Consider the following 13083-nt stretch of genomic DNA (forward strand, 5'->3'; position numbering starts at 1 on the left):
CCAGCCCGCGAACGAGCAGACGCAAAGCGGATGCGAGTGCGCAGCACGGCGTAAGGTGCCGTGGCTCACAGCAAATATAGGGCGCCAGCCCGGCATGAATAGGTTTTAAGGAGGAAAAACATGTTATACATTGGCGTTGACCTTGGCACATCCGCAGTGAAGCTTCTTCTGATGGATGGCGAGGGTAAGATTCACAATATTGTTTCAAAGGAATACCCGCTGTATTTCCCGCATCCGGGCTGGTCGGAGCAGAAGCCGGAGGACTGGTGGAGCGGCGTTATGGAAGGCTTAAAGGAGCTGACCGCAGACTGCGACAAGAGCCAGATTGCGGGCATCAGCTTCGGCGGACAGATGCATGGTCTGGTTGCGCTGGATGAAAACGACGACGTAATCCGTCCTGCAATCCTCTGGAACGACGGACGTACCCAGAAGCAGACCGATTATCTGAATAATGTAATCGGAAAGGACAAGCTGTCCGAGTACACGGCGAACATTGCATTTGCAGGATTTACGGCGCCCAAAATTCTCTGGATGAAGGAAGAGGAGCCGGAAAACTTTGCAAAAATCAAAATGATTATGCTGCCGAAGGACTACATCGCATTTAAGCTGTCCGGCGTTTACTGCACGGACGTATCCGATGCTTCCGGTATGCTGATTTTCGATGTAAAGAATAAATGCTGGTCGAAGGAAATGCTGGAAATCTGCGGCATTACCGAGGCACAGGTGCCGAAGATTTTTGAGAGCTATGAGGCGGTAGGTGACATCCTTCCGGAAATCGCGGACGAGCTTGGCTTCCCGAAAAATGTAAAAATCGTAGCGGGCGCGGGCGACAACGCGGCGGCGGCAGTCGGAACCGGAACCGTTGGCGACGGTATGTGCAACATATCCCTTGGCACCAGCGGAACCATTTTTGTTTCCAGCAAGAGCTTTGGTGTGGATGAAAACAACGCGCTGCACTCTTTTGCACATGCGGACGGACATTACCATCTGATGGGCTGCATGCTTTCCGCAGCATCCTGCAATAAGTGGTGGATGGATGAAATCATCGGTACAAAGGATTATGCGGCGGAGCAGGCAAAGATTGAAAAGCTTGGCGAAAATCACGTATTCTTCCTGCCGTATCTGATGGGTGAGCGTTCCCCGCACAACAACCCGAATGCGAGAGGAACCTTCATCGGCATGACGATGGACACTACCCGCGCAGATATGACGCAGGCAGTTCTGGAGGGCGTAGCCTTCGCAATCCGTGATTCTTTCGAGGTGGCAAAGTCACTCGGCATTAAGATCGAGCGCACCAAAATCTGCGGCGGCGGCGCAAAGAGCCCGCTCTGGAAAAAGATTATCGCAAACGTGCTCGGCATCAAGGTAGATGTGATCGAGAGCGAAGAGGGACCGGGATACGGCGGAGCCATGCTGGCGGCAGTGGCATGCGGCGAATTTGCATCCGTTGAGGAAGCGGCTGCAAAGCTTGTAAAGGTAGTGGATACTGTAGAGCCGGATGCGGAGCTGGTAGAAAAATACAACGACCGCTACGCGAAATTCGCAAAGATCTACCCGACAGTCAAAGAGCTGTTTGATACCGTAACAATTTAAAAAGAAACATCCGCCCGGCGCACAAAAGCCGGGCGGCGGAAAGAACACCGGGAGTGTCTGCAGAACAGGCATTTCCGGTACAAATGAAATTTATGCATTCCTTGCCGCCGGGTAAGGATTTAAGCGTCAGTCTTTCTATCGTTAGGCCATTGAAGATAGAAAGCGCTGGCGCTATTTTTTTGTTAAGGAGGTCAGATGTATGGAAAGAACGTCTTGCGGCGGAGAATTTTTCCGCTATACGTTTTTAAGTGTTTTAGGAACGCTGGGAGTGTCCTGTTATATTTTAGCAGACACATTCTTTGTTTCGAAAGGGCTTGGGACAAGCGGGCTGGCGGCACTGAATCTTGCGATTCCGGTCTACAATTTTATTCATGGCACAGGTCTGATGACCGGTATGGGAGGCGCAACAAAATTTTCTGTCTGCAAAGGACAAAATAATCAGAAACTGGTAGATAAAATTTATACAAACACGATATATCTGGGTGTTTTATTTTCAATCGCGTATATGATTCCCGGATTTTTCTGTTCAGAACAACTGGCATTGATTCTGGGCGCGGATGCGGCGGTATTGGAAATGACGGTTACTTACCTGCGGTGGCTGTTACTTTTCTCTCCGGCTTTTATTTTAAATGATATACTGCTCTGCTTTGTACGGAATGACGGAAGCCCGCAGCTTGCCATGTGCGCAATGGTTATCGGAAGCTTTTCTAATGTGATACTGGACTATATTTTTATATTTCCCCTGCGTATGGGGATTTTCGGAGCAATTCTGGCAACAGGAATATCTCCGGTTATCAGCATTCTGATGATGCTGCCGCATTGGAGGAGGCATAAAAATACGTTCCATTTTGTGAAAACAGGATTTCATATGGAAATTGTAAAATGGGATTTATCACTGGGCTTTCCTTCTTTGATTGCGCAGATTTCTTCCGGAATCGTTATGATTACTTTTAACGTGATTATTTTAAAACTGGCAGGAAATACCGGCGTTGCCGCTTATGGAATTATTGCAAACATTTCTCTTGTCGTTATTGCAATATATACGGGAGTTGCACAGGGGGCGCAGCCGCTTATCAGCCGCTTTTACGGAGAGGGAAACCGGAAGCAGATTAAATCGGTGCTGCGCTATGCAAATCTTACCGTATTTGCGCTGTCGGCTGTTTTGTATGCAGTGATTTTTATTTTTGCGGCGCCGATTACAACTGTTTTTAACAGTGAATGTAATGCGGAGCTTCAGAAGATTGCTGTTACCGGATTGCGGCTATATTTTATATCAGCACCGTTCGCAGGCTATAATATTATTCTTGCAACTTTTTTTACTTCCATAGAACAGGCTCTTCCGGCGCATATCCTGTCTGTGCTTCGAGGAATTGTTCTGGTGATTCCGACGGCATTTTTACTGTCTTTTCTGTGGGGAATGACGGGGGTATGGGTTACGTATCCGGTAACGGAAGCGCTTGCGGCGCTGGCAGGATTTACAATATATAAACAATCAGCAAAGAAAGGAAAAAACATATGAAAATTGAAGAGAGAAGCGCGCTGCTGGTCATTGACATTCAGCAGGAAGATTTTATGGAAATGAATGAATCGAATATGGATGATCCCCGATGGGAATGCATCCGGAACGCAAAAAGAGTACTGGATGTTTTCCGGGCGAGAAAGCTGCCGGTTATCCAGATTAAAGAGGTGCACAGACCGGATATGGTAGATTTCGGGCGGGAGCTGGACGGCTCGGAGGGGATTCACTGCATGGAAAATTCCCCTTATACAGATTACGCAAAACTCACATATCCGGTTGAAGGAGAATATCTGATTTCCAAACGCAGATACAGCGCATTTTTTGGAACAGACCTGGAAATTTTGCTGAAAGGGCTTCATGTGGATACGCTGTATCTGATTGGCGGTTTTACAGATGTATGTGTTCATTATACGGCGGTGGACGCACATCAGAATGACTATCACATCCGGGTGGTGAAGGACGCTGTTGCGGGTTCCAGCCGGGAAGCACATGAGTATGCTTTAAAGGCGATCCAGTATTTACAGAGAGACGCGCTGATTACAACGGCAGATGTAGAAGCGGCAGATTCATAAATCAGAGGGCAGTCTGTGTGATTTCCTGCACAGACGCTCTTTTTTTGTGCTCTTTAAATTGCGTATCCGACACGAACACACCTCATATCCCATCTTTGCTCTTCGCAATTTTTTCTGAAATAATCAGGTTTTATAATCGTTAAGAATCTGTTTAGGAACTGTTAAGGTCGCGGATTGATAATGTGAATCAGCAAAGGCAAAGAAGCCATTGCAAATAAGCAAAAGAAAGGATGAATAAAGAATATGAACAGAACCAAGGAACTTTTAAAAAAGGGTACGCTGGTCTGCATGGCAGGTGTTTTGGCACTCTCTGTTGCAGCCTGTGGCAGCAGCAAGACAAAGAGCACTGATAAAACGGGAACAAAAACGGAGACATCGGCAGGCAGCAGCGGTGTAAAAAAGAGTGCTTCCGGCAGCGGAACAACATCACAAAAGAGCACTGAGAAGCAGACTGAAAGGAAAACAGAAAAGCAGACGGAAAAACAGACAGAAAAGAAAACGGAGAAGGCAACGGAAAAAAGTACAGAAAAGCCGACTGAGAAAAAGTCGGACAGTTCCGGACAGCAGAACTCCAAAAAGTCGTCTGATACGTCGGATTCTGAAAAAGAAACACAAAAAAATATCACCTGAAATAATTCTGGCAGTAACAAACAAAAATTATGGAAAAGAAAGGAATGGTTAATATGATGAACAAAAAATTTATGGCACTTATGTTAGGAACAGCAATGACATTATCTTCCGCAAGCGGATTGATGGTAAGCGCAAATACGACGCAGATGGCGGCGCAGAAGACAGCCCAGAAAACAGCCGGAAAGACGACTGAGAAGACAACTGAGAAGACAACGGAGAAGGAGGCTTCGGGCGATACCCAGAATAAGACGTCCGGTACAGAGAACAAAGCTGCCGATACGAAAAAAGAAAATGATGTGATGTGGGGGCGCGTTACAAACGTTGACAAAGAGAGCATTGAAATCGCGGTAGGAACTTTGGAAGATGAGAAGGAAGCCGGTTCAGACGGGCAGGTCATGAAGCTTACCGGCAAAAATGAAACCATCACGGTTGACAGCAATATGAAACTCCAGAGAGAGAAAACGGAAGAGAAGAAAGCTTCCGAAGGCAGCGCCGCAAAGTCAGAAGAAAAGACAGCTTCTGATAAGAAAACAGAAACAAAGACCAGCGACACCAAGACCAGCGGCACAAAAACCAGCGATACCAAAACAGATGCTTCTAAAACAGATGCTTCCAAAGCAGACGCCTCCAAAACAAATACCTCCGTGCCGGAGCTGGAGACAATTAAGCTGGCAGACATTAAGGTAGGTGATGTGGTTAAGATAACCTGTGATGCTGATAAAAAGCCGGTGGAAATTACAGTTGTTTCATCTGTAAAAGTTGAAGAAGCAAAAGATTCGGATTCCGCGAAGAAAGAGACGACGATGGAAGCCGGAAAAGATACCGGCAGCGCCGGCAAAAGTACAGGCAGTAAGAAAACCAACGGCTAAAAAGCAAAACAGATGGTAAACAGTGTACAGTAAAACTTTTTCATAGAAATCCTCTTTTATTATAACAGAGAGCGTCACTATTGTGGAATCCTTGTTCTGCAGAAAGCGGCGCTCTCTTTTGCGGTTGTTAAGCAGTATCCGCGATGGGAAAGAGGCACATCGCAATCCGGCAGATATACTGCGAAGCGGATAGAACAGAAGAATTGTTCAGAATTCATTCAGAATCTGTTAAGGTTTGGAACTCATACTTAAAGCAACAGGAGGATAAATCCTAAAAAAATAAATATAAAACGCAGGAGGTCATTTATAATGCAGAAGAAAAAATTTGAACTTATGACGATAAGACAGAACAGAATGAACAAAAAGCGGCTTGGATATAGATTGCTCTTAACAGGCGGTATCGTTACCGGAATGCTGGGTTCCATGTACATGAATCATGGACAGACTGTGAATGCGGCATCTTCCCAGACCGGGACCGTGAAAGAGGTTCAGCTATTAAGTAAGAAGGACAGCGGGGGCACAGAAAATAAAGGAAGCCTGGATGTATCTGATATTGTGAAAGCAACCATGCCATCCGTGGTATCCATTACTACCAAAACCGTGCAGGAAGTACAGGATTACTTTGGAATGTATTCGTTTGGAGGCAGTTCTACACTGCAGCAGGAAGTGGAAGGCAGCGGTTCCGGTATCATTATCGGACAAAGCGGAGAGGAGCTTCTGATGGTAACGAATAATCATGTAGTCGAAAATGCGGATACCGTGACGATTACTTTTGCGGATGACAAGTCGTATGAAGCGCAGGTGAAAGGAACGGATTCAGACAGTGACCTGGCGGTTGTTTCTGTGAAGCTGGATGATATATCGGATGATACAAAAAAACAGATTTCTGTTGCCACTGTCGGGGATTCAGATGAAATAGAAGTGGGCGAGCAGGTTCTGGCAATCGGGAATGCTCTTGGTTACGGACAGTCTGTAACAACCGGAATCGTAAGCGCGAAGAACCGTACGTTGTCAAAAAGCAACAGCACAGAAGATACGGATGACGGGAACGTAAAGCTGATTCAGACAGATGCCGCCATTAATCCGGGAAACAGCGGCGGACCGCTTCTGAACATGGATGGCGAGGTCATTGGTATCAATTCTGTAAAAATGGCATCTTCCGGAATTGAGGGAATGGGATATGCAATCGCCATTTCTGATGTGAAAGATAGGCTGACGGGGCTTATGAACGAGACAACCAGAGAGAAGGTAGATACGAAGGAGCAGGGAACACTTGGCATCAGGGGAGAAACCGTTTCTAATGATGCGATTCAGATGTACGGCATACCGGAAGGCGTGTTCGTGTCAGAGGTTACGGATGGCGCTGCCGCGGAAAACGGCGGCATTCAGAAGAACGATATTATTACAGAATTTGACGGAAAAAAGATAAAGTCTATCCGCGACCTGAAAAATGTGCTGGAATATTATAAAACCGGGGAAAGTGTTGACATCACATTGAAAAGGTTTGGCGCTGGAGAATACAGTGAAGTGAATGTCACGGTGACACTGGATTAAAGACGCCAGGGGAATGACAGGAATTTTCTTAAAATAATTCTTGACATCTGAATTGTATTTTGTATAATAAAGGTGCTTGCTCGGAGGGCAAATCATTCACGGGAAATGATGAGCTGGATAAGGCAACAGACTGAAATGTCTGTGGTTTTTATCCGGCTCTTTTTTGTTGCCATGCATCGGAAGCGAAATATGTTGTAAAGGAGATGGAAAGTATGGATTTTCTGAAAGACAAGATTAAACCAATATACTTCAAATACCTGGGGGCAGCTTTTGGAAGCGCCCTGATATCGTCGATTTATGGCGTGGTCGATATGGCGATGGTAGGGCAATACCAGGGACCGGAAGGGACAGCGGCTCTGGCGGTCGTCAGTCCGGTGTGGAACATCATTTACAGCCTGGGCCTGCTGATGGGAATTGGCGGCTCCGTTATGTTCAGCACACTGAGAGGAAAATCGGAGAAGAACCGCAAAAAGTCGAATGAATATTTTACGGCAGCCCTGATTGGGGTAAGTATATTAGCGGTACTTACATGGTTGTGTGTTATTTTCTTTGATGACGAGCTGCTGCGGCTTTTCGGAGCGGAGGAGACGCTGCTGCCGCTGGCAAAGGAATACCTTTTTCCGGTAAAGTTTGTGGTGCCGAGCTTTCTGTTTACCCAGCTTATGGCGGCGTTTCTGCGCAATGACGGGGAGCCGCAGCTTGCGACAAAGGCTGTTCTGACCGGTGGAATATTCAATGTGTTTGGTGACTGGTTCTTTGTATTTGCCCTGGACATGGGAATTATGGGAGCAGGTCTTGCCACCGCTATGGGCTCTGTTTTTTCGCTGATTATCATGCTGACGCATTTTGCGGGCAAAAAGAATACCATCCGGCTGGAAAAACCCGAAAAGCTGTTTTCCATGCTGAAGACTATCAGCGTGACCGGCTTTTCCACATTCTTTATAGATGTGGCGATGGGAATTCTTACAATGCTGTTTAACCGTCAGATACTGAGATATCTGGGAACAGATGCGCTGTCCGTTTATGGTATTATTATTAACATCAGTACCTTTGTACAGTGCTGTGCCTACAGCATCGGGCAGGCTTCCCAGCCGATTATTTCCACCAACTATGGGGCGGGAAAGGGAGAGCGGATAAAAGAGACTTTAAAATATGCGGTGGGCACCGCGGTGGTGTTCGGGGTAATCTGGACAGCCCTGGCAGAGGGCGTTCCGAACCTGTTTGTGCGGATTTTTATGACCCCGACAGAAGAAATACTGAGGATTGCGCCGTCTATCATCAGGAGATATGGTCTTTCCTTTTTGCTTCTGCCGCTTAACATCTTTTCGACCTACTACTTCCAGGCAGTGATGAAGCCTGCTATATCGTTTATTGTATCGGTGGGCAGGGGAGCGGTAATCAGCGGTATATTCATCCTGGCGCTGCCTGCGCTGGCAGGCGGGGATGCGATATGGTTTTCCATGCCGCTCACAGAGCTGATTGTTGCGGTTTACGTGGTTATTATGATGGTGAGGTGTACCGGGAGGCTCAGGACAGAAAAGCGTTCCTCCGGTCTGTGAGGAAGAAATCAAATAGGATGTCATCGGAGGACGCATCATCGCAATGATTGACAGTCGAACGGAAGATGTCGGGTGCGCCCGGTTATTGTAACAGATAACCGGGCGCTTTTTTGTTGCCATGCATACGACAAAAACGTCCGGTGGACGTTTTTTAGTTCAAAAATAAGAGAAAATCAGATTTGTTAAGAATTTTATCAGAATCGGTTAAGCATTTGGCGATAGAATCAGAAGAAAGTAATGGAGCAGGAATATCCTGGATGAGGTGACAGAATGAAAAAAGAAAGTATTTTAATTATTGAGGATGACCCGGATATCCGGGAGGGAGTCCGGATTCTTCTGGAAGGCGAAGATTATACGGTCACGGAAGCAGAAAATGGCAGGAAAGGTCTGGAGCTTCTGAATGCAGAAACGGACCTGGTGATTCTGGATGTGATGATGCCTGGAATGTCGGGAATCCGCACATGCGAAGAAATCCGGAAGGTATCCAATGTTCCGGTGCTGTTCTTAACGGCAAAATCACAGGAATCAGGTAAACTGATTGGTCTGATGGCAGGGGGAGACGACTATCTGCCGAAGCCATTTTCGTATTCCGAGTTACTGGGCAGAGTAAAAGCGCTGCTTCGGAGATACAGGGTTTACCGCGGAAAAAAAGAGGATGATGAAGACGCGGATGCATGTCTGGAAATGGCGGGAGTCCGGGTGCATAAAGTGTTTAACGATGTGGAGGTACGCGGGAAAAAGGTGGATTTGTCAGATATTGAATATCAGATGCTGCTTCTTATGATGAAGTATCCGGGGAAGATTTTTTCGGCACAGAACCTGTATGAAAGTGTCTGGGATGAACCTTATTTTTACACCTGCAACAGTACCGTTATGGTGCATATACGAAAACTGAGAGTAAAGATAGAAGAGAACCCGCAGGAACCCAGACTGATACAGACGGTATGGGGGAAAGGTTACCGGTTTGGAGTGGACGATGAATAAACGAAATTCTATTTATTTCAGGCTTTTAAAATTGCTGGTCATTGCCATGACCTGTACGGTAATCGTATACTCCGGCATGGAGGCGGTCAGTGCAAAATTGCTGGAATATTATTTTGAGCACTCGGATTATACTTCCAGACAGAATGATAAGCGGATAAACAACCTCCAGGAGTATATCCGTGATAACCAGATTAAAGCGTCCGATGCAGAGGAACTGACCAGATGGGTAAAGAAACAGTCTGTGGTATCGATTCAGGTATATCGCAGCGGGATGCTGGTTTATGATTCAAATTATCCGGAAGAAGAAGCCATTCAGGAAACGCCGTCCGGAAGGGAATTTTACGACTGGGAAACTTATTATATTCTGGAGTTTGAGGACGGGCAGGCGGAAGTAATTCTGTCGGGGTTTTATGATTATCAGATATACTGGTACGTAACACTTATCGGGCTTCTGATTAGTTTTGCTCTTTTTCTTGTCATTGTCATGCTGGGAATCAGAAAAACGATGAAATATATCCGTACCCTGAGCACGGAAATCGGGATTCTGGAAGGCGGCGACCTGAATTATGAAATCACGGTAAAGGGAAAGGATGAGCTGGCTGTGCTCGCACAGAGCCTGAACAGTATGCGGGAGTCATTTAAGGCTCAGATAGAACAGGATGCTTATCTGACACAGGCAAGCAGGAAGATGATTACGGAGATGTCCCATGATCTACGTACACCGCTGACCTCTATCATGCTGTATACTGAAATTTTATTGAAAAATAAATGCAGGGATGAGGAACAGAAGATATCTTATATCCAGAAAATTAATCATAAGGCCAGGCGGCTGAAGAAGCTGTCAGACCATTTGTTTGAATATGCATTGATTACAGGAGAGACGGAAGTAAAGCTGGAAGGACCGTACCCTGTCAAGGCGGTTTTTTATGATTTGCTCTCGGAAACAGTTTCTTATCTGGAACAGGAGCAGTTTCATGTTGCTTTGACCTTTACATGGGAATCATATTTTATCCGGATTAATCAAGGCTATGTTGCCCGGATTTTTGACAATCTGACGTCAAATATAGTGAAATATGCGGACAGGGAAGCTCCGGTTCTGATTCAATCTGTCAGCTCACAATATAGTGTGGGAATCGCAATGAAAAACAGAAAAAAGATTCCGGACGGAAAAAATGAGAGTAATAAAATCGGTCTTCAGAATGTTCAGAAGATGATGGAAAAGATGGGAGGACGGTTTGTTTTAGAGAATGATGAGAAGGATTTTGCAGTGACGCTTTTATTTCCAATAGCTGCCTCAAAATGTAACAAAACTCTTTCAGTGTCATAATTTCGGACAGATGTTTTTGCGTGTCTGATGACTTTGCTGGTTTGATTTTCTATAATGGAAACAAACAAAAGAACGGAGGAATTCCTATGATAGAAAAAGTAAACCCCAGCCATCCTGATAAACTGGCGGACAGAATTGCCGGCGCGATTGTGGATCTGGCGTATGAAATCGAAGCTGACCCCCGGATAGCTACAGAGGTGCTGATTGGACATGGACAATGCCATGTGATTATGGAAACATCTGTACAGATAGACCGGGATGCCATTCATAAGGCAATTTATCGTATTGGCGGGGACATAAAACCGGATATCTTGGTTGTTCCACAGGATACTTATTTATCAAAAAACCAGCAGGGAAAGCTGCGCTGCGGCGATAACGGTATTTTCAAAGGAACACCACTTACACAGGAGCAGAAAAAGCTCTCTGAGATTGCCCGCAAAATTTACCGGGAATATCCTGCCGATGGCAAGTACATTCTGGACGGGGACAGGCTGATTATCTGTCAGAGCAATGCCGGCTCGGAAGCACTCCGCGCAGAGTATCCCCATGCAGAGATTAATCCGCTGGGAGACTGGACGGGAGGAACAGACGTAGATACGGGCGCTACAAACCGCAAACTCGGTTCTGATATGGCGGACTCTGTCACCGGAGGCGGACTTCACGGAAAGGATTTGTCAAAAGCGGATGTTTCTGTGAATATCCATGCGTTTCTGAAAGCGCAGCAGACAGGGAAACCCGTACAGCTTTGCTGTGCTATCGGCGATGAAGAGATTGACGGTATGCCGTATTCGGAAATTGTAGAGGAAGCGAAAGAATATATCCGGCACATCGGCGGTTTTGAAAAACTGGCAGAGTGGGGACTGTTTTGATACAGACAATAACAGAGGAGAGCAGCTATGAGTAAAATCAATCGCAATACCGGAAATCTTCTGACCTGTATTCTGGAAATTCTGATAGGAATTCTTCTTTTGGTTGACCCTGTTGGATTCACGTCCGGAATTATTATTATCTTTGGTATCGTCCTCGTGGTCGGTGGAATTATAAGCACGTTCGGATATTTCCGGGCAGATGCTGAGACCGCCTCGCAGGGAAACGGTCTGGTAAAGGGAATCCTGTTTGTTATGCTGGGACTTTTCTGCATTACAAAATCAGAGTGGTTTCTTGTCACATTCCCGGTGCTTACTGTTTTTTACGGAATACTGACTTTAGTCAGTGGTGTAAGCAAAGTGCAGTGGGCGGTAGATATGCTTCGTACCAGACAGAAATACTGGTTTGTTGAAGTTATTGGCGCGGTTCTGACGATTGTCTGCGCTGTTTTGATACTGACAAATCCGTTCGCATCAACGGATGTTCTGTGGACCTTTATAGGAATCACAATGATTGCCGAGGCAGTTGTGGATGTGGCGGCGTTTGTCCTAGGTCGCAAATAATGTGTAATGTGTAAAATCTGGGCTGCCGGGTATTTTATCCGGCAGCTTTTTTAAAGTGCTATGTCCCGTGTGTGCCACGTATTCTTTTTCCTGTTCAGCAAAAATCACTTTTAGTTTTTTATCCCACCCCCCCCGGACTCCTTTCGTAATTTGAAGAATTATTTTGTATTATTTGTTTTTATAGTATTTTTTCCTATATTGTGCCGGAGATATCCCATATTTTTTCTTAAATAAAAGATAGAAGTTTTGTCTTGAATGAATGCCGACCAGTTCATCAATGTTACCTATTGGAATATTTAGTTCTGTAAGATAATAAAGAGATTTTTCTATACGTATGTTGTTCAGGTAAGTCCAGACACTCATCCCGGTTTCCTGCTTGAAAAGGCGCTCCATATATATTTTATTAAGAGAAAGATGATTCGCAATTTCATCAAGACTATTAATTTCAAAATAATGATAATGGATATAGTTTTTAACTTGTTCTGTATAGGTACGGGAGGGCACCTGATAATATGCTGCATTCATGATATCAATTATAAATTTGTTTATCAATAGATTTAAATGCCAAAGAGGTTCATTTGCCTGAAACGTATCGTTAATTTCCCGGACAGAGGAAAACAGGTGCCCGGCATTTTTTAGAACGATGCCTGAATCCAGGCGATTAAAGAAGCTCTGCATATAAGGAAAAACGCTGAGAATGTTCTGGAAGGAGCCGGAATTTGGCTCCAGTGCTTCCTGCATACATAGAATACTCATGTTCAGACAGGATTCGGGAACGTCATAGTCGTGAGGATTATATCCGTTGTGAATAAATAAAGAACGACGGTTTAAATGGACGGAATGATTACAAAAATGATAGGTGCATGAACCATCTACAATATAATCAATTTCTATGCATCCTTTGCTATGCTGGTGAAAGTCCTGATGATACTTTTTCCAATTTACGTAGTAAATTTCTTTTGGAATCAGACAAAAATCCGGATTTAAAATATCAAAGCTCACGTTGTATCCTCCATTTCTGAAATATGCTGGTCAAAAATGTAATA

The 13083-nt window shown here is 45.2% G+C and carries 12 protein-coding genes; 11 read left to right on the forward strand and 1 reads right to left on the reverse strand.

The genetic code is table 11. From position 1 onward, the window contains the following. Positions 1 to 120: 120 nt before the first annotated feature. The 11 genes from xylB (at position 121) to NQ534_RS10585 (ending at position 12037) form a co-directional block, all read left to right on the forward strand. Positions 121 to 1593 (forward strand): xylulokinase, encoded by a 1473-nt coding sequence (xylB, locus tag NQ534_RS10535; protein ID WP_006862074.1) that lies wholly within the window; start codon positions 121 to 123, stop codon positions 1591 to 1593. Positions 1594 to 1792: 199 nt separating this feature from the next. Beyond that, on the forward strand, positions 1793 to 3112 hold the full coding sequence (locus NQ534_RS10540) for an MATE family efflux transporter (RefSeq protein WP_006862072.1): 1320 nt from the start codon (positions 1793 to 1795) through the stop codon (positions 3110 to 3112). Then, positions 3109 to 3684 carry a cysteine hydrolase family protein gene (locus NQ534_RS10545; RefSeq protein ID WP_006862071.1) on the forward strand — a complete coding sequence of 192 codons (576 nt, stop codon included), beginning with the start codon at positions 3109 to 3111 and terminating at the stop codon, positions 3682 to 3684. The genes NQ534_RS10540 and NQ534_RS10545 overlap by 4 nt, the downstream gene beginning before the upstream one ends. 243 nt (positions 3685 to 3927) lie before the next feature. After that, entirely contained in the window at positions 3928 to 4314 is a 387-nt protein-coding gene (locus NQ534_RS10550; RefSeq protein ID WP_006862070.1) for a hypothetical protein, read from the forward strand. Positions 4315 to 4367: 53 nt separating this feature from the next. Next, positions 4368 to 5183, forward strand: a complete 816-nt coding sequence (locus NQ534_RS10555) for a hypothetical protein (protein WP_143115787.1) — start codon at positions 4368 to 4370, stop codon at positions 5181 to 5183. 309 nt (positions 5184 to 5492) lie between these two features. After that, positions 5493 to 6737 carry a S1C family serine protease gene (locus tag NQ534_RS10560; RefSeq protein WP_006862067.1) on the forward strand — a complete coding sequence of 415 codons (1245 nt, stop codon included), beginning with the start codon at positions 5493 to 5495 and terminating at the stop codon, positions 6735 to 6737. A gap of 212 nt (positions 6738 to 6949) precedes the next feature. Further along, the gene (locus NQ534_RS10565) at positions 6950 to 8296 is read left to right on the forward strand and encodes an MATE family efflux transporter (protein WP_040783285.1); all 1347 of its coding nucleotides are present in this window, start codon (positions 6950 to 6952) and stop codon (positions 8294 to 8296) included. 270 nt (positions 8297 to 8566) lie between these two features. Further along, the gene (locus NQ534_RS10570) at positions 8567 to 9280 is read left to right on the forward strand and encodes a response regulator transcription factor (protein ID WP_006862065.1); all 714 of its coding nucleotides are present in this window, start codon (positions 8567 to 8569) and stop codon (positions 9278 to 9280) included. Next, complete coding sequence (locus tag NQ534_RS10575) at positions 9273 to 10607, forward strand: sensor histidine kinase (RefSeq protein WP_006862064.1); 1335 nt, start codon at positions 9273 to 9275, stop codon at positions 10605 to 10607. Before NQ534_RS10570 ends, NQ534_RS10575 begins: the two co-directional genes overlap by 8 nt. An 86-nt stretch (positions 10608 to 10693) precedes the next feature. Beyond that, positions 10694 to 11476 (forward strand): S-adenosylmethionine synthetase N-terminal domain-containing protein, encoded by a 783-nt coding sequence (locus NQ534_RS10580; RefSeq protein WP_040783283.1) that lies wholly within the window; start codon positions 10694 to 10696, stop codon positions 11474 to 11476. A gap of 27 nt (positions 11477 to 11503) precedes the next feature. Further along, entirely contained in the window at positions 11504 to 12037 is a 534-nt protein-coding gene (locus tag NQ534_RS10585; RefSeq protein WP_006862062.1) for an HdeD family acid-resistance protein, read from the forward strand. Positions 12038 to 12205: 168 nt separating this feature from the next. Here NQ534_RS10585 and NQ534_RS10590 read toward each other — a convergent pair whose 3' ends face one another. Continuing rightward, positions 12206 to 13039, reverse strand: a complete 834-nt coding sequence (locus NQ534_RS10590) for an AraC family transcriptional regulator (protein ID WP_040783279.1) — start codon at positions 13037 to 13039, stop codon at positions 12206 to 12208. Positions 13040 to 13083: the final 44 nt, after the last annotated feature.

Source organism: Marvinbryantia formatexigens DSM 14469 (assembly GCF_025148285.1).
Classification (GTDB): Bacteria; Bacillota; Clostridia; order Lachnospirales; family Lachnospiraceae; genus Marvinbryantia; species Marvinbryantia formatexigens.

Excerpts from the sequence above, each read along its gene's own strand:
- NQ534_RS10540 (WP_006862072.1), top strand. The coding sequence starts at position 1,793 with ATGGAAAGAACGTCTTGCGGCGGAGAATTTTTCCGCTATACGTTTTTA.
- NQ534_RS10575 (WP_006862064.1), top strand. The coding sequence starts at position 9,273 with ATGAATAAACGAAATTCTATTTATTTCAGGCTTTTAAAATTGCTGGTC.
- NQ534_RS10545 (WP_006862071.1), top strand. The coding sequence starts at position 3,109 with ATGAAAATTGAAGAGAGAAGCGCGCTGCTGGTCATTGACATTCAGCAG.
- NQ534_RS10555 (WP_143115787.1), top strand. The coding sequence starts at position 4,368 with ATGATGAACAAAAAATTTATGGCACTTATGTTAGGAACAGCAATGACA.
- NQ534_RS10565 (WP_040783285.1), top strand. The coding sequence starts at position 6,950 with ATGGATTTTCTGAAAGACAAGATTAAACCAATATACTTCAAATACCTG.
- xylB (WP_006862074.1), top strand. The coding sequence starts at position 121 with ATGTTATACATTGGCGTTGACCTTGGCACATCCGCAGTGAAGCTTCTT.
- NQ534_RS10585 (WP_006862062.1), top strand. The coding sequence starts at position 11,504 with ATGAGTAAAATCAATCGCAATACCGGAAATCTTCTGACCTGTATTCTG.
- NQ534_RS10550 (WP_006862070.1), top strand. The coding sequence starts at position 3,928 with ATGAACAGAACCAAGGAACTTTTAAAAAAGGGTACGCTGGTCTGCATG.
- NQ534_RS10560 (WP_006862067.1), top strand. The coding sequence starts at position 5,493 with ATGCAGAAGAAAAAATTTGAACTTATGACGATAAGACAGAACAGAATG.
- NQ534_RS10580 (WP_040783283.1), top strand. The coding sequence starts at position 10,694 with ATGATAGAAAAAGTAAACCCCAGCCATCCTGATAAACTGGCGGACAGA.
- NQ534_RS10570 (WP_006862065.1), top strand. The coding sequence starts at position 8,567 with ATGAAAAAAGAAAGTATTTTAATTATTGAGGATGACCCGGATATCCGG.